Annotated in this window: 15 protein-coding genes, 2 tRNA genes and 1 pseudogene; 9 read left to right on the forward strand and 9 right to left on the reverse strand. The window is 70.2% G+C overall.

The features are described 5' to 3' along the window. Positions 1–228: 228 nt before the first annotated feature. The 3 genes from AB0C36_RS33495 to AB0C36_RS33505 all read right to left on the reverse strand — a co-directional run bounded on the left by AB0C36_RS33495 (position 229) and on the right by AB0C36_RS33505 (position 1,253). Positions 229–301 (reverse strand) — tRNA-Gly (locus AB0C36_RS33495). Positions 302–394: 93 nt separating this feature from the next. Continuing rightward, positions 395–466 (reverse strand) — tRNA-Gly (locus AB0C36_RS33500). Positions 467–935: 469 nt separating this feature from the next. Continuing rightward, positions 936–1,253 (reverse strand): histone-like nucleoid-structuring protein Lsr2, encoded by a 318-nt coding sequence (locus tag AB0C36_RS33505; RefSeq protein WP_358361718.1) that lies wholly within the window; start codon positions 1,251–1,253, stop codon positions 936–938. Positions 1,254–2,043: 790 nt separating this feature from the next. On the opposite strand from AB0C36_RS33505, the gene purS reads away from it, so the two are divergent. From purS to purL, 3 genes are read left to right on the forward strand one after another with little or no spacing between them, the layout of a single operon-like run. Further along, positions 2,044–2,292, forward strand: a complete 249-nt coding sequence (gene purS / locus AB0C36_RS33510) for a phosphoribosylformylglycinamidine synthase subunit PurS (protein ID WP_235050812.1) — start codon at positions 2,044–2,046, stop codon at positions 2,290–2,292. Continuing rightward, entirely contained in the window at positions 2,289–2,966 is a 678-nt protein-coding gene (purQ, locus tag AB0C36_RS33515) for a phosphoribosylformylglycinamidine synthase subunit PurQ (RefSeq protein ID WP_358361721.1), read from the forward strand. Before purS ends, purQ begins: the two co-directional genes overlap by 4 nt. Beyond that, positions 2,963–5,254 (forward strand): phosphoribosylformylglycinamidine synthase subunit PurL, encoded by a 2,292-nt coding sequence (gene purL / locus AB0C36_RS33520; protein WP_358361723.1) that lies wholly within the window; start codon positions 2,963–2,965, stop codon positions 5,252–5,254. The genes purQ and purL overlap by 4 nt, the downstream gene beginning before the upstream one ends. 365 nt (positions 5,255–5,619) lie before the next feature. Here purL and AB0C36_RS33525 read toward each other — a convergent pair. From AB0C36_RS33525 to AB0C36_RS33540, 4 genes and pseudogenes are all read right to left on the reverse strand, one after another. After that, a pseudogene (locus tag AB0C36_RS33525) lies at positions 5,620–5,865 on the reverse strand (hypothetical protein); the annotation flags it as partial. A gap of 395 nt (positions 5,866–6,260) precedes the next feature. Then, complete coding sequence (locus AB0C36_RS33530) at positions 6,261–7,250, reverse strand: aldo/keto reductase (RefSeq protein ID WP_358361726.1); 990 nt, start codon at positions 7,248–7,250, stop codon at positions 6,261–6,263. Positions 7,251–7,842: 592 nt separating this feature from the next. Next, a complete protein-coding gene (locus tag AB0C36_RS33535) occupies positions 7,843–8,955 on the reverse strand; it encodes an NlpC/P60 family protein (protein WP_358361729.1) in 1,113 nt (370 codons plus the stop codon). 252 nt (positions 8,956–9,207) lie between these two features. Continuing rightward, positions 9,208–9,486, reverse strand: a complete 279-nt coding sequence (locus AB0C36_RS33540) for a hypothetical protein (RefSeq protein ID WP_358361733.1) — start codon at positions 9,484–9,486, stop codon at positions 9,208–9,210. A 421-nt stretch (positions 9,487–9,907) separates the two neighbouring features. Here AB0C36_RS33540 and AB0C36_RS33545 point away from each other — a divergent pair, with 421 nt between their 5' ends. The 3 genes from AB0C36_RS33545 to purM all read left to right on the forward strand — a co-directional run bounded on the left by AB0C36_RS33545 (position 9,908) and on the right by purM (position 13,443). Beyond that, positions 9,908–10,696, forward strand: coding sequence for a maleylpyruvate isomerase family mycothiol-dependent enzyme (locus AB0C36_RS33545; RefSeq protein WP_358361736.1), 789 nt, complete (start codon positions 9,908–9,910; stop codon positions 10,694–10,696). A 37-nt stretch (positions 10,697–10,733) separates the two neighbouring features. Continuing rightward, positions 10,734–12,290, forward strand: coding sequence for an amidophosphoribosyltransferase (gene purF / locus AB0C36_RS33550; protein ID WP_358361739.1), 1,557 nt, complete (start codon positions 10,734–10,736; stop codon positions 12,288–12,290). Between the two features lie 94 nt (positions 12,291–12,384). Next, on the forward strand, positions 12,385–13,443 hold the full coding sequence (purM, locus tag AB0C36_RS33555; protein ID WP_358361743.1) for a phosphoribosylformylglycinamidine cyclo-ligase: 1,059 nt from the start codon (positions 12,385–12,387) through the stop codon (positions 13,441–13,443). A 134-nt stretch (positions 13,444–13,577) separates the two neighbouring features. Here the strand turns inward: purM and AB0C36_RS33560 are convergent, their stop codons facing one another. Together AB0C36_RS33560 and AB0C36_RS33565 are read right to left on the reverse strand one after the other, a co-directional pair. Continuing rightward, positions 13,578–13,823, reverse strand: a complete 246-nt coding sequence (locus AB0C36_RS33560; protein WP_358361745.1) for a DUF3073 domain-containing protein — start codon at positions 13,821–13,823, stop codon at positions 13,578–13,580. A gap of 239 nt (positions 13,824–14,062) precedes the next feature. Then, entirely contained in the window at positions 14,063–15,127 is a 1,065-nt protein-coding gene (locus tag AB0C36_RS33565; protein ID WP_358361748.1) for a Glu/Leu/Phe/Val family dehydrogenase, read from the reverse strand. Between the two features lie 188 nt (positions 15,128–15,315). Between AB0C36_RS33565 and AB0C36_RS33570 the strand changes: the two genes are divergently transcribed. The 3 genes from AB0C36_RS33570 to AB0C36_RS33580 all read left to right on the forward strand — a co-directional run bounded on the left by AB0C36_RS33570 (position 15,316) and on the right by AB0C36_RS33580 (position 18,026). After that, the gene (locus tag AB0C36_RS33570) at positions 15,316–16,224 is read left to right on the forward strand and encodes a DUF8083 family protein (RefSeq protein ID WP_358361751.1); all 909 of its coding nucleotides are present in this window, start codon (positions 15,316–15,318) and stop codon (positions 16,222–16,224) included. A gap of 519 nt (positions 16,225–16,743) precedes the next feature. After that, positions 16,744–16,950 (forward strand): developmental transcriptional regulator BldC, encoded by a 207-nt coding sequence (bldC, locus tag AB0C36_RS33575; protein WP_003980577.1) that lies wholly within the window; start codon positions 16,744–16,746, stop codon positions 16,948–16,950. A gap of 398 nt (positions 16,951–17,348) precedes the next feature. After that, the gene (locus AB0C36_RS33580) at positions 17,349–18,026 is read left to right on the forward strand and encodes a TetR/AcrR family transcriptional regulator (RefSeq protein ID WP_358361756.1); all 678 of its coding nucleotides are present in this window, start codon (positions 17,349–17,351) and stop codon (positions 18,024–18,026) included. The last annotated feature ends 123 nt before the right edge of the window (positions 18,027–18,149 follow it).

Raw genomic sequence — 18,149 nt, forward strand, 5'->3', positions numbered from 1 at the left:
CCTGCACCGACGCTGTGGCCGGTTCCCCCGATCGGGGGAACCGGCCACAGCGCGGGCGCTCCGGACGATCGGCGTGCCTGCGGAGACGTGCCGTCTCGGACCGTCGGTTGTCGATCGGCCGTGATCTCCGTGTCGACGGGATCTTCGTGCGAGGGGATCTCCATGCCGAGGGGATCTCCATGCCGGACAACGCAGAAGGCCGGATCATGATGATCCGGCCTTCATCTGAGCGGACGACGAGATTCGAACTCGCGACCCTCACCTTGGCAAGGTGATGCTCTACCAACTGAGCCACGTCCGCATGACTTGGACTACCGCCCTCATCGTGCCCCCAACTCTACCCCATCTCCCGAGCGGCGATCACCACTCGTTCGTTGGCGCCCTGTTGGGACCGAGCAGGTGACAGGGATCGAACACTGCGTCTTCCCCTTGGAAAGGGGACGCTCTGCCACTGAGCTACACCTGCGTGACGGGGAGTTCCCCGTGCGAGAAGAACATTACCCGAGCGGGACACGTGTCGTGGCAACTTGCCCGGGTGTTTCGTTGGGCTATGTCTGATTTCCCCGTAAAGTCCGCAAAATCCGCGGCCCGGGTCGGCGGTGGACTTCGGAAGTCCGGGTGAGTCCGGCGGCCGGAGCCGAAGCGAAGTCGACACGAAGTCGAGGCGAGGCCGACGCGAAGTCGGCGCCGGAAGTCGGGCCTTGATGTCCGGCCGCCGGTGGGCTTCCAGTTCCGGCCGCAAGGCCGCCGCCGAACCGGCCGGCGCCGAACTCGGATCCGGAACTCGGCCGTCGAAGTCAGCGGCGAACTCGGCACGACTTCCACGCGACTTCCACACGACTTCGGTACGAATCGCGCGCCGAAGTCCGGTCCTGAAGCCAGGTCTTCAACACACCGCCGAAGCCGCCGCGGAAGCCGCGCGGCCGATCGCGAAGTCAGTTGGCGGCTTCGAATTCCTGGTAGATGCTGCGGGGAATGCGGCCGCGCGTCGGGACGTCCATCCCCTGCGAACGCGCCCAGGCCCGCACCGCGGCCGGGTCCGGCGCGACCGTGGTCTGCTTGTACGGCTTGCCGGACTTGGCGGTCCGCCGCGCCGCGTCCACGTAACGGCCGAGGAGCTCGCGCATCTCCTGCGCGTGGTCTTCGGACAGGTCGATTTCGTACGACTTGCCGTCAAGGCCGAAGCGGATCGTCTCCGCCGCCGCGCTGCCGTCGATGTCGTCTTGCAGCGTCACCACTACGCGCTGGGCCATGGCGGTGTCCTCTCCGGCGATGAACCTGAGGAAAAGAGTGAGTTAAAGACTCAATGTCGAGTATAAGGGTGCGAGATGGCACGACAAACGGTCGGCCGATGCGATCTTGCGGGCGCTTCCGATAATTTACTGCCCGGACATTCAATTCCCCGGGTTGCCGATATTCGCGGGCGTGGCGCGCCGCGTCAAGAGCCCGCGGCGCCGTGGTCCGCGTCCGGACGGTTGCCCTCCGGGCCGTCCGACGGGTTGTCCGGTCCGAACGGAGCGTGACGGCCGCCGACCGCGTCGCCGCTTCGGGGCCGGCCGCCGGTGGTCGGACCGAGGGCGGCGGGAGCGGCGGGCCCGCTCGGAGCGGGGTGGCGCGGGGGCGGGAGCCCGCCGACCTGCGGAGAGTCTGTCCACAGCCCTGTGGATAACTTGCCCGGACTGTGGGTAACCGCGTCGACCGGGCTGTGCATCACCCCGCGCGACTCGGTAATTTATTGACATTCACGCAGGTCGGACCGGGTCATCCGATCATCGACACGGTTCACCCGAACGGGTGACCACAAAGTTGTCCACAGCCTGCGGCCTGTGGACAACCGGACCGCTGTGGATAACCGGACCTCCGGGCGGGGAGCAGCCGGGGCTCCCCGGTAGGCTGGGGGCGCCGAAGAGGGGGTCCGTACCGGCCCCGGGATCCAGCAGCAGGGGATCCAGCAGCAGGTCCTCGAGCGGCTGCCGACCCGCGGCTGACATCCAGGTCCAGCACCAGCCATCCAGGTCCAGCACCAGCACAGTGGGAGTGCGCGTGGCACGCGTCGTCGTCGACGTCATGCTCAAGCCGGAAATTCTCGATCCCCAGGGCCAGGCCGTGCAGCGTGCGCTGCCGCGCCTCGGATTCACCGGGATCGCCGATGTCCGCCAGGGCAAGCGATTTGAACTCGAAGTCGAAGGTCCGGTGGACGACGCGGCGCTCGCGCGCATTCGCGAAGCCGCGGAGACCTTCCTGGCCAACACCGTCATCGAGGACTTCACCGTAAGGGTCGAGGACAAGTGACCACTCGGATCGGCGTCGTCACTTTCCCCGGCTCGCTCGACGACCGCGACGCGCAGCGCGCCGTCCGGCTCGCGGGCGCCGAGCCCGTCGCGCTCTGGCACGGCGACAAGGACCTGCGCGGCGTCGACGGCGTCGTGCTGCCCGGCGGCTTCAGCTACGGCGACTACCTGCGCTGCGGTGCGATCTCCCGGTTCTCCCCGGTCATGGAGACGATCATCACGGGTGCCCGGGACGGCCTCCCGGTGCTGGGCATCTGCAACGGCTTCCAGATCCTGTGCGAGTCGCACCTGCTGCCCGGTGCCCTGACCCGCAACGACCACCTCCACTTCATCTGCCGCGACCAGCGCCTGCGGATCGAGAACTCCGCCACCGCGTGGACCGGCGCGTACGAGCAGGGGCAGGAGATCGTCGTCCCGCTCAAGAACGGCGAGGGCGGCTTCGTCGCCGACGAGCGGACCCTCGACATGCTCGAGGCGGAGGGCCGCGTCGTCGCCCGCTACCTGGAGCTGAACCCCAACGGTTCGCGCCGCGACATCGCCGGCATCACCAACGAGGCGGGCAACGTCGTCGGCCTCATGCCGCACCCCGAACACGCCGTGGAGCCGCTGACCGGTCCGACCACGGACGGCCTCGGGTTCTTCACGTCCGTTCTGAAGAAGCTGGTCAACGCATGACCCTCGACACTGTCGACAAGGCCAAGGACGACTCCAAGGACCGGGGCTGGCTGCAGGACGGTCCCGTCGGCGCCCACACGTTCGGCCAGCCGTACGCCGAACTGGGCCTCAAGACCGACGAGTACGAGCGCATCGTCACCATCCTCGACCGCCGCCCGACCAGTTCCGAGCTGGCGATGTACTCGGTGATGTGGTCCGAGCACTGCTCGTACAAGTCCAGCAAGGTGCACCTGCGCCAGTTCGGCGACAAGGCCCCCGCCTCCGACGCCATGCTCGTCGGCATCGGCGAGAACGCCGGCGTCGTCGACGTCGGCCAGGGCTACGCGGTGACCTTCAAGGTCGAGTCGCACAACCACCCCAGCTACGTCGAGCCGTACCAGGGCGCCGCGACGGGGATCGGCGGCATCGTCCGCGACATCCTCGCGATGGGTGCCCGCCCGGTCGCCGTCATGGACCCGCTGCGCTTCGGCGCGTTCGACCACCCGGACACGCGCCGCGTGCTGCCGGGCGTCGTTTCCGGCATCGGCGGCTACGGCAACTGCCTCGGCCTGCCCAACATCGGGGGCGAGGTCGTCTTCGACCCGTGCTACCAGGGCAACCCGCTGGTCAACGCGCTGTGCGTGGGCGTCATGAAGCACGAGGACATCCACCTCGCCAAGGCCTCCGGCACCGGCAACCTGGTGATCCTGTACGGCGCGCGCACCGGCGGCGACGGCATCGGCGGCGTCTCGGTCCTCGCGTCCGAGACCTTCGAGGCGGACGGCCCGGCCAAGCGCCCCGCCGTCCAGGTCGGCGACCCGTTCCAGGAGAAGCTGCTCATCGAGTGCACGCTCGAGGTCTTTGCCGAGGACCTGGTCACCGGCATCCAGGACCTCGGCGGCGCGGGCCTGTCGTGCGCCACCTCCGAGCTGGCGTCGGCCGGTTCGGGCGGCATGCGCGTCGAGCTCGACAAGGTGCCGCTGCGCGACGCGACGCTCGCTCCCGAGGAGATCCTCATGAGCGAGTCGCAGGAGCGCATGTGCGCGATCGTCGAGCCGGGCAAGGTCGCGCGGTTCCTGGAGATCTGCGCCAAGTGGGACGTCATCGCGACGGTCATCGGCGAGGTCACGGACGGCGACCGCCTGGAGATCTTCTGGCACGGCGAGAAGATCGTGGACGTGCCGCCGCGTACCGTCGCGCACGAAGGCCCGGTCTACGAGCGGCCGTTCGCCCGTCCCGAGTGGCAGGACGCGCTGCAGGCCGACGCCGCCGAGCGGCTGCCGCGCCCGCAGGGCGGCGACGAGCTGCGCGCGACGCTGCTCAAGGTCACCGGCTCGCCGAACCTCGCCGACAAGTCGTGGATCACCGACCAGTACGACCGGTACGTCCTCGGCAACACCGTCCTCGCCCAGCCCGAGGACGCCGGCATGGTCCGCGTCGACGAGGAGACCAACCTCGGGGTGGCCGTCTCGACCGACGGCAACGGCCGGTTCTGCAAGCTCGACCCGTATGCGGGCGCGCAGTTGGCGCTCGCCGAGGCGTACCGCAACGTGGCCACCACCGGCGCCCGCCCGCTGGCCGTCACCGACTGCCTCAACTTCGGATCCCCCGAAGACCCGGGCGTCATGTGGCAGTTCGCGGAGGCGTGCCGCGGCCTGGCGGACGCGTGCCAGACCCTCGGCACCCCGGTGACCGGCGGCAACGTCTCGTTCTACAACCAGACCGGCGACGTGGCGATCCACCCCACCCCGGTGGTCGGCGTGCTCGGCGTCATCGACGACGTCACCCGCCGCACCCCGATCGGGTTCCGCGAGGAGGGGCAGATCATCCTGCTCCTCGGCGACACCCGCGAGGAACTGTCCGGCTCCGTCTGGGCGGACGTCGCGCACGGCCACCTCGGCGGCCGCCCGCCGGCCGTCGACCTGGAGCGCGAGCGGCTGCTCGCCGAGGTGCTGATCGCGGGCTCGCGCGACGGCATGGTCGACGCCGCGCACGACCTCGCCGACGGCGGTCTCGCCCAGGCGCTCGTCGAGGCCTGCCTGCGCGGCGGCAACGGCGCGCGCGTCGTGCTCCCGGAGGAGCTGGACCCGTTCGTGGCGCTGTTCAGCGAGTCCGCCGGACGCGCGATCGTGGCGGTCCCGCGCAGCGAGGAACTGCGCTTCACCGACATGTGCCGCGTCCGTCACCTGCCGGTCGCCCGGATCGGCGTCGTGGACGGTGAAGTCCTGGAGATCCAGGGCCAGTTCACGGTAGGCATGGACGAATTGCGGACAGCCAACGCGACTCCGCTGCGCGAGTTCTTCGCCTGATATACCGTCACAAGCCGCGCCCGGTCTGCTGCCGGGCGCGGCTTGTGTCGTACCTGGCGTCGTCCAAGGGGGTCCTGTGCGCCCGACGCCCGATCGCGCACGATGCTCGACGCGTACATCGAGACGTACCCCCGCATCGACCCATTCGCGACGATCGCGACCACCAGGCACTTCGGTAACCGCCGCGGCCCCATCGCGCCCCGACGACCTCGACGGCCACCTACGCGACGACACCACGACCACCATGCCTCGGACGTCAGGGTGCCGACGGTCGTGCCGTGACCGACCGACAGCTCCTGGCGGGCGAGGCCGACCGTTCCGACCCGCCGGACGACGCCCTCGTCGGGCGTGATCAGCCCGGCGAGCATGTGCAGCAGCGTCGTCTTGCCGCGGCCGTTCTCGCCGACGACGGCGATCGGGACCGTGCGGACACGGTGAGGGAGACGTCGTCCAGGACACGCCGCGACTGGCGGGTGACGGTGACGCCCTCGGCGCGGATGTGCGCGCTGCCGCCCGCGTCGACGGACGGAGCGGGCAGGACGGGCGAGGCTTCGGGAAAAGGGGTGGGGTTCACATCGCGCTCCGCGGCTCGCAGGGGAGCCGGGTAGCAAAATGGCGCCGCCCGGCGGGACCGGGACGGCGAGCGCGCTGTCAGCAGGAGGAAGGCGCCGCCGTCAGCGGGCGGAGCGGACCTTCTGCGACCAAATACCTCGTGCCATAACGATCATGCCAACAACGGTGCCGCGCGCGTCCATTCCCTTCTCCCGCGGCTCCGCCTCCGCTCGTCGGTGGCTTGCCCACCCCCGGACGGCGGCCGCGCAGCCGCTTCCGCTGTTCCGTTTCCGCCGCTCTGCCTCCGCCGCTCTGCCCGCCGCTCGTCCGCCGCTTCCCTGCGGGGTCGGAGGGAGGTCGCAGCCGCGTCGACGTCGCAACGCGTACGGTTCCGCGACCTCCCCGGTGTTCCGCGCGGAGTTGGGCGCGGCGATCCGCCCGACCGGCGGCCGAGTCACCCGCCGGCCGCGTCCAGCCGGGCGCGCTGCTCGGGGCTCAGATCGAGGTCGACGGCTCCGAGGTTCTCCTCCAACTGGGCCACGGACGACGCTCCGGCGAGCGGGACGATCGGGAGGTTGCCGCCGATCTGCCAGGCCAGCACGACCTGATTGGGCGTCGCGCCCGTCTCCTTGGCGATCTCGCGGAGCACCGCGAGCCGCGCGGGAGTGCCGGGGTGGTCGTAGTCGTCCGGCAGTTGCTTGTCGTCGCGCGTGTAGAGACCGCCCATCAGCGGCGAGTACGCCACCAGCGTCAGGTCCGGCTCGGCGCCCAGGTAGCTCGCCAGTTCGGCGCCGCTGTGCCCGAGCGACCCTTCGGGGAACAGCGGTTGCGGGATGTCGTAGCGCGGGCGCAGCAGGCTGTGCTGGTACTGCAGGACCTCGTAGCCGGGCAGGCCCGCGGCGGCGGCCAGCGCACGGGCGCGTTCCACGCGCCAGATTGCGTGGTTGCTCACCCCGAGCAACCCGACCGTGCCTTCCGCGACCAGCTCGCCGAACCCTTCGACGGTGTCCCGCAGCGGGACGGTGCGGTCCTCGATGTGTGCGTACAGCAGGTCGATGCGTTCGACGCCCAGGCGTTCGCGGCTGCGTTCGGCGGCCTCGCGGATCGTCTTCGCGGACAGCCCCTCCGGGTTGTCGAGGAAGCCCGTCCCGGGGGTGCGCGGCCGGGCCCCCAGCTTGGTGGCGATGACGATCTCGTTGCCTATGCCACGCGACTTCCGCCATTTGCCGAGCAGTTCCTCGCTCTGCCCGCCCAGGCCGCCATCCGCCCAGTACGCGTAGTTGTTCGACGTGTCGATGAACGTGCCGCCGGCCTCGACGTACCGGTCCAGGACCGCGAACGACGTCTTCTCGTCGGTGGCGGTGCCGAAGAGCATCGCTCCGAGCGAGAGCACACTCACCTCACGGCGCGTGTCCGGGTTCGTGCCAATAGAACGGTATTTCATGCCGAGTCTCCATTCCGTCCGACTGTCCGGGCCTGGAACGGGAGTTTGCGACTTGGAGCGCTCTCGAAGTCAAGCTAGTGCTGTGACCGGAAAGGTTCACCGGTTCCCGGCGCCCCACCTCGCCGCGTTGCAGACCCTCGCGAGTACGACCGAGTACGAGCTTCGGGCCTGCGCCTTGCTTGGGAGGGCCGCCAGGCCCGGCGGCACGGCACCGAACACCGGGACCGGCAAACCTTCCCGGCCACAGCACTAGGTGTCGATGTCAAGGACGGCGGCGGTGGTCTGCCCACGGCCTGACGTACGACAAGCACCCGAGCCCCGGAGCCCCCGAGCCCCGGAGCCCCCGAGCCCCGGAGCCCCCGAGCCCCGGAGCCCCCGAGCCCCGGCAGGGACTCGCGAGCCTCGCTCGTGCGGGATATTCCCCCTGGATGTTTCCCGTGTGAAAGCCCCCCGGGTTCCCACACAGGTGGTGGTCATCGGCATCGTGGTTCGCCGTCGACCTCCGTTCCCCGCGACTCAATAGTGGCGGGGCGGGCCTGTCGGGTCCATGCACGAAGGTGCAAGCTCTACGCGGGTGGACCCGTTGCGCGGTTCAGCCTCCTAAGCTGTCGAGCCGGTATGGCTGGAACGTTCCGTGGCCTGGCCAGTAGGGGTACGGCACGGTTCCGAAGTGCGCGCCCTTGCCGCCGCTTTCCTCGTACGCGAAGTAGCGCGTGTGCGCGGCGTCCGCCCACCCGGCGAAGATCAGCGTGTGTCCGGCGGCGCCCGGAGCGGTGTTCACCAGGATGTCCCCGGGCAGCAGTTCGTCCTTGTCGATGCGGTGCGACACCTGCGGCAAGGTGTCGGTGGTCAGGCCGGGGGCGGGAAGCCCCCACGCCATCGACACCAGGCCGGAGCAGTCCATGCGATGGCCCTCGAACGTGCGGGCCATGCTGTAGTCGAGTCCCAGATCCGCCCAGCGCTTGGCCCGCCGCAGGATCTCCGAACGCCGCACGTCACCGGGCACCGCGACGCTCGCCCCCTTCGGGGCCGATCCGGTGGCACCCGGCGCCGGCGTGCGCGCGGCCCCGGAACTCCCGTCTTGGGGGCTTCGGCCGCCGGGAGCCGGGCCGTTCGCGGCCCCGCCGGCCGGCCGTTCGACCGACGACCTCGTGCGCTGCGCACCGCCGGCCCGGGGCGGCGGTCCGGTGCCCGACCCTCCCGGCGCCGCCCGGGTCACACCCGCGACCTGCGCGGCGAACTCGACCGCCGGAGAGTTGAACTGCGCGACGCGGAACGGCGGCACCTCGGGTGCCGGTGCGTCGGCACGGACCACGGCGGGCGGAGGCGGCGGGGGCGTGGGCGGCGGTGTCGCGTACTCGGACAGGGTGAGCGGAGGAAGCGGGTCGCCGTGTGCCGCGAGCGCCCGCAGGAGATCGGCGGCCAGGCGGTCGCCGGTCGTGTACTCCTCCGCGCAGGACCGCAGCAGCCCCGGCGTGGACGCGACGACGCTGTGGAGATGGGTGGCCTCCGCCATCGCGTGTTCGACGGCCGCGGTCGCCGCGGCCCACGTGCCAGGGGAGTCGGTCCGACTGGCGGCGAGGTCGAAGTCGCCCTCGGCGGCGCGCAGTGCCTCGCGCGCCGCTTCCAGGCCGGGTACCGCGGCGTCGAACCCGGCGGCGAGGCCGGACAGTTCCTGGGGCGAGATACGAATCGGCGGATTCAACGGACGACCTCCTGACGGAAGGAGCTCGGAACGGAAGGATCTCGGAGCGCCGCGGCTAAGCGGCCTCGGGGAACTGGGGCACATATCCGCGCTGCCCGGCACGCACTCCGCGGCGTTGCGGGACCTTGCGAGTACGACCGAATACGAGCTTCGGTCCCGCGCCTTGCGACAGCACGCACTGGACAACGCGGAGCGCACCCCGGTTCCCCGAGAGCGCTTAGGCCCGCTTACGCACTGGGTGAGTGCGTCGGATCACGGCCGGGCGCGAGCGGCCGCGACGGCTTCGGCGTGCGCTTCCAGGCGTATGGCCGCCACCCGCAACGCCGACGACGTGGCGATGCGTGACGCGTCGGTGGCCCCCGCGTACGAACGGAAGGCGGCCGCGGCGGTGCCGGACCACTGGGTCAGGGCCGACCGGACACCGGCCGCGAGCGTCACGGCGTCGTTGTCGATACGGGTCGCGGCGACCGCCAGCGCATGCGCGCGGGCGCTGATCCGGGCGGGATCGGCGGACGACGAAATCTCGGTCATGGAAGCCTCCTTCGGCGAAGCGGTGACGGGCGGGGTGCTTCTGCGGGTGTGCTGCCGTACTGCCGTACTGCCGTACTGCCGTACTGCCGTACTGCCGTACTGCCGTGATGGGCAATCAACTGCGCGATCACCGCGCAAAGAACTGCGGTGCTGCTGCCCTGTTCTCCGTGCTGCCTGCTGCCTGCTGCCTGCTGCCTGCTGCCTGCTGCCTGCTGCCTGCTGCCGTGTCGCGGTGCTCCCGTGCTGCGGTCCTGCGGTCCTGTGGTTCTCGGGGACCGCTTTTCGCGGCCGTGACTCCATGGTCGGCGGCATCGCGGTCCGCCGCAGGGCCCAGGCTCGAATCTGTGGAAGACGCGGATAGTTGCCCCAGGACGGTGGAAAACGTTTCCACGCCGGGAGCGCCGAGTCGTATCCTCCGGCCATGCCTGCCGCCGCGCGTACCCCCGCGATCCGTCCCGTCGACCCCGCCCGCGTGCGGGCCGCATTGGCGGCCGAATGGCAGGCCCTCGCGGACTTCACCGACGCACTGGAGTCGGCGCGGCTCAAGGACCCGTCCGGACTCACCGGCTGGACCCTCGCCGACCTCGTCGGGCACATCGCCGCCGGCGTCGAGGCCGTGCCCCGCTGGCTCGGGCAGCCCGAGCCGACCGGCCCGCCCATCACCGTCGAGCAGTGGGCGGGCGGCACCGCCGCGGCCGCCGAGGCGATCTCCGATCTGGCGCAGGAGATGGCCGAGGCAGGCAAGACCCCGCGCGACTACGTCGAGGACGCGACTCGGCTCGTCGCCGAGACACCCGACACCCGGGTGAGCGTCACTCGTATCGGTCCCATGCGCGTCCCGGACATGCTCGTCACGCGCCTCATCGAGGCCGTCGTGCACGCCGACGACCTGGAGCGGGCCACCGGCGCGGCCTTCCCGCACGACCGGCAGGCACTCGCGGTCGTGACCAGGGTCCTCGCCGACATCCTGGCCGTCCGGGCGCCCGGCTATTCGGTCGAGGTGCGGGTCCCGCCATTCGCCGTCGTGCAATGCGTCACAGGCCCGAAGCACACCCGGGGGACTCCGCCGAACGTCGTCGAGAGCGATCCGCGCACCTGGCTCCGACTCGCCGCAGGCCGTGTGACCTGGGAAGACACCGTCGACGACGGCAGCGTGCGGGCCAGCGGGGAACGCGCCGACCTGTCCGGGTGGCTGCCGCTGTTGGGGTGAACCACGGCCCCCGACAGCCTCGCGTAGACTCGACCGCGTGCCACGTGGCGACGGACGACTCAACCACGATCTCTTCCCCGGCGAGAAGGGCCCGCAGGACGCCTGCGGCGTCTTCGGCGTCTGGGCCCCCGGCGAAGAGGTCGCGAAACTTACCTATTTCGGGCTCTACGCACTGCAGCACCGCGGGACGGAATCCGCCGGTATCGCGGTGAGCAACGGCTCCCAGATCCTCGTCTTCAAGGACATGGGCCTGGTGTCCCAGGTCTTCGACGAGGCGACCTTGGGATCGTTGCGCGGCCACATGGCCGTCGGACACGCCCGCTACTCCACCACCGGTTCCTCGGTCTGGGAGAACGCCCAGCCGACCTTCCGGGCCACCGCGACGGGCAGCATCGCCCTCGGCCACAACGGCAATCTCACCAACACCGGTGAGCTGGCCCGCATGGTCGCGGAGCAGGGCCCGGACCGCGGTGAGCTCAACTACCCCTACCAAGGCCGAATCGAGGCCACCAGCGACACCGATCTGCTGGCCTCCCTCCTCGCGGGTCGTCCCGACCTGTCGCTGGAGGAGACCGCCATGCAGATCCTGCCCAAGCTCAAGGGCGCGTTCTCGCTGGTCTTCATGGACGAGGGCACGCTGTACGCGGCCCGCGATCCGCAGGGCATCCGCCCGCTCGTGCTCGGCCGCCTGGAGCGCGGCTGGGTCGCCGCGAGCGAGACCGCCGCACTCGACATCGTGGGCGCGTCGTTCATCCGCGAGATCGAGCCGGGCGAGCTGGTCGCCATCGACGAGCACGGCCTGCGCACCCAGCGGTTCGCCAAGGCCGAGCCCAAGGGCTGCGTGTTCGAGTACGTCTACCTCGCCCGCCCCGACACCTCGATCGCCGGCCGCGGGGTGCACGCGGCACGTGTCGAGATGGGCCGCCGCCTCGCGAAGGAAGCCCCGGTCGAAGCCGACCTGGTCATGCCGACCCCGGAGTCCGGGACCCCGGCGGCGATCGGGTACGCCGAGGCGTCCGGCATCCCGTTCGGCCAGGGCCTGGTCAAGAACTCGTACGTCGGGCGCACCTTCATCCAGCCGAGCCAGACCATCCGCCAGCTCGGCATCCGCCTCAAGCTCAACCCGCTGCGCGAGGTCATCGCCGGCAAGCGCCTCGTCGTCGTCGACGACTCGATCGTGCGCGGCAACACGCAGCGCGCCCTCGTGCGCATGCTGCGTGAAGCCGGTGCGGCCGAGGTGCACGTGCGCATCTCGTCCCCGCCCGTGAAGTGGCCGTGCTTCTTCGGCATCGACTTCGCGACGCGCGCCGAGCTGATCGCGAACGGCCTGTCGGTCGACGAGATCGCCAAGTCGCTCGGTGCGGACTCGCTCGCGTACATCTCGATCGACGCGATGGTCGAGGCGACCACAATTCCCAAGGACAACCTGTGCCGGGCGTGCTTCGACGGGGTCTACCCGATCGAGCTGCCCGACCCGGAGCGCCTGGGCAAGCACCTCCTGGAAGGCCTGGAGCAGGCCGTGCGCAGCGATGTGGACGGCGTCCAGTCCCTTCTCGGGGGCGCGGGCGCGGAAGACGCCCTGCGCCGCCCGTAGCGCCGCGAGCGGGGGTGCGGAACCGCACCCCCGCAGTCCGGCCCGCGAACGGGACACCACCCCGAACCACCCGACCCGAAAGGGCCGTACCGTCGTGACCGACAACCCCTCCTCCACCTACGCCGCCGCCGGTGTCGACATCGAAGCCGGCGACCGCGCCGTCGAACTGATGAAGACCTGGGTCGGGAAGGCCACCCGCCCCGAGGTCCTCGGCGGCATCGGGGGCTTCGCGGGGCTCTTCGACGTCTCCGCGTTCACGCGGTACACGCGCCCGCTGCTGGCCACCTCGACCGACGGCGTCGGCACCAAGGTCGCGATCGCGCAGCGCATGGACAAGCACGACACGATCGGCCGGGACCTCGTCGGCATGGTGGTCGACGACCTCGTGGTGTGCGGCGCGGAGCCGCTGTTCATGACCGACTACATCGCGACCGGCAAGGTCGTCCCGGAGCGCATCGCGTCGATCGTCAAGGGCATCGCCGAGGGCTGTGTGCTGGCCGGGTGCGCGCTGGTGGGCGGCGAGACGGCCGAACACCCGGGGCTGCTCGACCCGGACGAGTACGACGTCGCGGGCGCGGGCACGGGCGTCGTCGAGGCGGACCGCCTCCTGGGCGCCGAGCGCGTGCGCGAGGGCGACGTGGTCGTCGCGATGGCCGCGTCGGGCCTGCACTCCAACGGCTACTCGCTCGTGCGCCACGTGTTCTTCGCGGGCGCCGGCTGGGAGCTGGACCGCGACGTGCCGGAGTTCGGCCGTACGCTCGGCGAGGAGCTCTTGGAGCCGACCCGCATCTACTCGCTCGACTGCCTCGACCTGGCCCGCCGTACCGAGGTGCACGCCTTCTCGCACGTCACCGGCGGCGGCCTGGCGGCCAACCTGGCCCGCGTCCTGCCCGGCCACCTGGACGCCCGCCTGGACCGTTCGACGTGGACGCCCGGCGCGGTGTTCTCGCTCGTCGGCGAGCTCGGCAAGGTCGCCCAGCCGGAGCTGGAGAAGACCCTCAACATGGGCGTGGGCATGGTGGCGGTCGTCGCGGCGGACGCCGTGGACGCGGCGCTCGCAGTGCTGGCCGAGCGCGGCGTACCGGCGTGGGTGCTGGGCCGCGTCGAGGCCGGTACGGGCCAGGCGGTCCTGGAGGGCTCGCACGGACGCTGACGCCGACTGGCCGCGACTTCGCGGACAGCACAAAGGGTCCGGGACCGACCACCAAGGGTCTGGTCCCGGACCGATCGGGTGCTGCTACACCCCTGACACGGGCGGCGAACCGTCAGACGAGGCCCGCGACGTGGTCAGCGGCGGCCCGAGGGGCCGACGTCGTCCTCGTCGTCGTCATCGTCGTAATAATCCGCATACGCCGCGTAGGGATCGTCGAGCTCGTCTTCATACGTGTCGTCACCGTCCGACTGAACCTGCGGTTCATCGGCTGACGACACGCCCAGCTCTTCGGCCAGACGGTTCAGATCTGTTCCGCCGCTGTTGTACTTCAGCTGGCGGGCGACCTTTGTCTGCTTGGCCTTGGCCCGGCCGCGCCCCATGGCTCGACCCCCTCAACGACGGGGCTCACGGCCCCGGGTCTTGACACGCGTTCACGATCAGGGTCGGTTCATCCAGGTTCAAGAACCGGCCCGTGGAGCATTAACGGTACCTGCTTCCGCGGCGCGACGGTACGTCGCATGGGTGACAGGTGGGCGCGGACCCCGACCCGGCAATACTGTTCCGGCTGGTCAGGGGCCTGATCATGGGTCCTTCGCCGAGGCTGACGATACCCTGTGATTCAGCTTCCAAGGTAGATCCCGCGCAGACGACCCACATCCGCCATGCGTCGTTCGGCGAGTCGGTCGGCCGCGACGGCGGGCGGGACGCCCTCTTCGTCGGCGAGTGCGAAGACCCGCGCGGTGGTGGTGCGGATGCCCGAGGCCTGGCGCTTTGCCCGTTCGAAGTCGAATCCGTGCAGCTCGTCGGCCACCTGGATGACGCCGCCCGAATTGACCACGTAGTCCGGCGCGTACAGCACGCCTCGCTCGGCGAGCGTCTTGTCGACGCCCGGGTGTGCGAGCTGGTTGTTGGCCGCGCCGCAGACGATTTTCGCGGTGAGCACCGCCACACTGGCGTCGTCGAGCGCGCCGCCGAGCGCGCAGGGTGCGTACACGTCGATGGGCTCGCGGATGAGGGCGTCCGTGTCGGCCGCGACCGAGACGGCGGGGTAGGCCGCTCGCACGCGTTCGACCGCGGCCGGGTCGACGTCCGTGACCAGCACCTCGGCGCCGTCCTCGAGGAGGTGCCCGATGAGGTGCCTGCCGACCTTGCCGACCCCGGCGATGCCGACGCGCCGGCCGCGCAGGTCCGCGGTGCCCCAGAGGTGTTCGGCACTCGCCAGCATGCCCTGGTAGACGCCGTAGGCGGTGAGCACCGACGAGTCGCCCGCCCCGCCCGAGTCGGGTGAACGGCCGGTGACGAAGCCGCACTCCCGTGCCACGACGTCCATGTCCTCGACGTACGTGCCCACGTCGCACGCGGTCACGTAGCGGCCTCCGAGGGACTGCACGAAGCGCCCGTAGGCACGCAGCAGGGCCTCGCTCTTGTCGCGCTTCGGGTCGCCGATGATGACGGCCTTGCCGCCGCCGTGGTCGAGGCCCGCGAGGGCGTTCTTGTACGCCATGCCCTTGGACAGGTTGAGGACGTCCTCGACGGCCTCGTCCTCGGTCGCGTACGGGTAGAAGCGCGTGCCGCCCAGGGAGGGGCCGAGCGCTGTCGAGTAGATGGCGATGACGGCCTTGAGCCCGCTCGCCTGGTCCTGGCAGAACACGACCTGCTCGTGTCCGGAGCTCCTGCCGAACACGGGTCCCGGGGTGTGGGTCCGTGCGCTGGTGCCCGTCGTACTTGTCGTCGTCACTGTGGTGACTCCCGAGTCCGGCCCGCGGTGGGTGATCGCGGGCGTCTGCCCCAACCCTAGGACCGCCGCGCCCCCACGTGCCGGAATCCCGGGTCGGACGGCGGCGCGATCGGGGGCATGCGAACATTCGGTACGTGCGGACTTCGGTGGTGGCCCCCTACTCGGCATACCTGCGTGTGTACGAGCCGCTCGCGGCTTTCCCGGAGCCGGACCGCTCGCGCTGGGCCGACTACGTGCGCGACGTGCATACGCGGCGCGCCTGGGGAGCCGGCACGACGGCCGAACTGACCGCCCAGGAACAGCGGATGGCGATGGAGGGCATCCTCGCGACGCCTCCCGAGCCGGCCCCGCCGCACGAGAGCGAGGACGCGTTCGTCGCGGAGATCGACGGGGTCCCGGTGATCTGCCCGCGCCAGACGCGGCTGCGCTGCTGGACGGCCCTGGCCGACATGCGACGGGAGTTCCCGCCGGTGGTGCTCGACGCCTTCTGGCCCCGCGTCGTGCTGGCGCAGGCCGAGGCGGACCACGACCGCTGGCGGGCGGACAATCCGGATGTCCAGCCGCACATCCACAGCAGCACCTGGCACGTGCCCATGCGGTGGTTCGTGTTGTTCGCCCAGGACGAGCGCGTCCTCGTCGCACCCGAAGGCGGGCAGCCGGAGGGCGTGCGCGCGGAGGGGGCGGAGGACGCCGGGGACGGATGGGAGCTGTACTACCGGACGCCGATGGTGCAGGCTCGGCGTCGGGTCGCTCGCGCGCTGCGGGTTCTGCGCGACACCCTGGAGGAAGGCGCACTGATCTCCGGGCTCGAGCATCTGGGCCGTTGGCTTGAAGAGTTCCATCCGAGGGCCATGGTCGAGCTCGATTTCGGCGGACTGGTGCGGCTGATTCCGTCCGGCGATCTCGCCGAGGAGCGCACTGCCGAGCACGTTGCGGAGGGCCTGACGGCGCTCGCGGCGGGTGACGGAGCGCGCGCGTCGGAGGCGTACCGGCGGATCACCGAGCGGTGGTCCGCGGTGCGGGCGCTGGAACATGCCAGCTGAGCAGGCCACTTGGCGCCCGGATGTCCAGTGGGCAAGAATTTCTGAGATCAACATCTCATAGGGCGCATACGCCAGCGAATTGCTCGTATATGATGAATCGGACAAAGGGGTGCTGGTCACCTCTTGTCATGCTGTAACTACACAGGATTACCCAGTTCCACGCAGTATCACGCAGTAGCACTCAGTTCCCCCAGGGGACGCCCAGAATCCGCCGGTCTCCCGAGATTGGTGTGGCTGGGTGGGCGCGGGGGGCCGAACGGCCGGAAGTGACTCTTCGTCACAGGCGGGTGACTGTCCGCTATGTACGGTCCTTCGGGATCGCGCCGGTTGAGTGCTGCGATGCCAATTCCGGCGGTTTGGCCAACCAGGGCCGCCGGATGGTGTACTTGTACTGTGAAGGACAAGCCGTTCGTCCTATAACCGACTTGGCCGCCGAGCACCATTTCGGACATCGGGGGTCAAGGTGCAGAATTTGAAGAAAGAACCGTGCTTGGTTCGGTTCTCCCGAGGAGGCCGCTCATGACCGCTCGTACGCCTGATGCCGAGCCGCTGCTGACGCCGGCCGAGGTTGCCACCATGTTCCGCGTCGACCCGAAGACGGTCACGCGCTGGGCCAAGGCCGGCAAGCTCACGTCGATCCGCACCCTCGGTGGCCACCGCCGCTACCGCGAGGCGGAGGTTCGTGCCCTGCTTGCGGGCATTCCGCAGCAGCGCAGCGAGTCCTAAAGCCTGGGCAGGGGCCACCTGCATCAGCCGTTTGTCTTGAGCGTCGCCCTCGGATCCCGCCGGATCCGAGGGCGACGCTTTTGTGCGTGCCGCATCGCACCCGGGGGCTGGACCCGAGACCGGATCAAGGGCCGGATCAAGGACCGGATCAGGGCCGGATCAGGGGTTGGGCGAGGGTGAACCCGGCTGTTCCCCAGCGTGGCCAACCTCGGTTTCAGTAAAATATCACATACAATGCATGGCCTGTTTCCGGCCTCTCTTGAAAACCATTTCCAGTCAAAACCGTGACGTGCGTCACACTGTCCGCCGACCCGTGGTCCAGTCGGTTGCCGCGCCTGTCGGATCGCACGTCGAGACGGGTGATTCGGACCACGGCACCACGCCCTACAGTGGTCGCCATGTCCAGTAGTACGCGGGTTACCGGGGCGGCCGAGGCGAACCCCCGGAACGGCAACAGCTCGGGGGCGGCCACCCGCGCCAAGCTGCTGCGTACCGCGGAACGCCTGTTCGCCAAGAACGGCATCGACGGCGTCTCGGTCCGGGACATCACCGGTACCGCGGGGGCCAACAGCGCGGCCGTGCACTACCACTTCGGGTCCAAGCAGGACCTGATCGCCGCGATCCTGCACCGCCGCCTGGAGTCCCTCGGCGTACGCCGCGAGCAACTGCTCGCCGAGTTGGAGGCCGACGAGCAGCCCGCGCTGCGCGACGTGGTGGTGGCATTGCTGCTCCCGACCGTCGAGCTGAGCCGCGACCGCCGCGGCGGCGGCCACCACTACCTGGGCTTCCTCGTCGCGGTCGGCGAGCATCCGACGTCCATGCATCTGATCACCGACGAGGTCGACCCGCTCACCGCGCGGTACCTGTCGGTCCTCCGGCGCGCGCTGCCCGAAGTGCCGCACGAGGTCATCCTGTTCCGCTTCGGCATCGCCAAGGACCTGATGAACCGCGTTCTGCGCCAGGGCGCGGTGCGCGAGTGGCTGCGCCGGCACGCGTCGGACGACGAGAAGGTGCTGTTCGACCAGCTGGTCGACTTCCTCGTCGGTGCGCTCGCCGCGCCGTCGCACTCCGCCTGAGCGCGCCGAGCGCGCTTCCCGCCAAGTCATCGATCGCCGACATCTCTGTCCGGCAACGTCTCTTGACGATGTGTCAGGCCGGGCACACAATCACCAATCTCAGCCAGTCGTTTGATCGACAAG

Origin of the sequence: Streptodolium elevatio, from assembly GCF_040649515.1 — a bacterium.
Classification (GTDB): domain Bacteria; phylum Actinomycetota; class Actinomycetes; order Streptomycetales; family Streptomycetaceae; genus Yinghuangia; species Yinghuangia elevatio.

Bases quoted from the DNA above. Each gene is read 5' to 3' on its own strand.
- AB0C36_RS33580 (WP_358361756.1), top strand. From the start codon at position 17,349: ATGTCCAGTAGTACGCGGGTTACCGGGGCGGCCGAGGCGAACCCCCGG.
- purL (WP_358361723.1), top strand. From the start codon at position 2,963: ATGACCCTCGACACTGTCGACAAGGCCAAGGACGACTCCAAGGACCGG.
- AB0C36_RS33545 (WP_358361736.1), top strand. From the start codon at position 9,908: ATGCCTGCCGCCGCGCGTACCCCCGCGATCCGTCCCGTCGACCCCGCC.
- bldC (WP_003980577.1), top strand. From the start codon at position 16,744: ATGACCGCTCGTACGCCTGATGCCGAGCCGCTGCTGACGCCGGCCGAG.
- AB0C36_RS33560 (WP_358361745.1), bottom strand. From the start codon at position 13,823: ATGGGGCGCGGCCGGGCCAAGGCCAAGCAGACAAAGGTCGCCCGCCAG.
- AB0C36_RS33540 (WP_358361733.1), bottom strand. From the start codon at position 9,486: ATGACCGAGATTTCGTCGTCCGCCGATCCCGCCCGGATCAGCGCCCGC.
- AB0C36_RS33530 (WP_358361726.1), bottom strand. From the start codon at position 7,250: ATGAAATACCGTTCTATTGGCACGAACCCGGACACGCGCCGTGAGGTG.
- AB0C36_RS33505 (WP_358361718.1), bottom strand. From the start codon at position 1,253: ATGGCCCAGCGCGTAGTGGTGACGCTGCAAGACGACATCGACGGCAGC.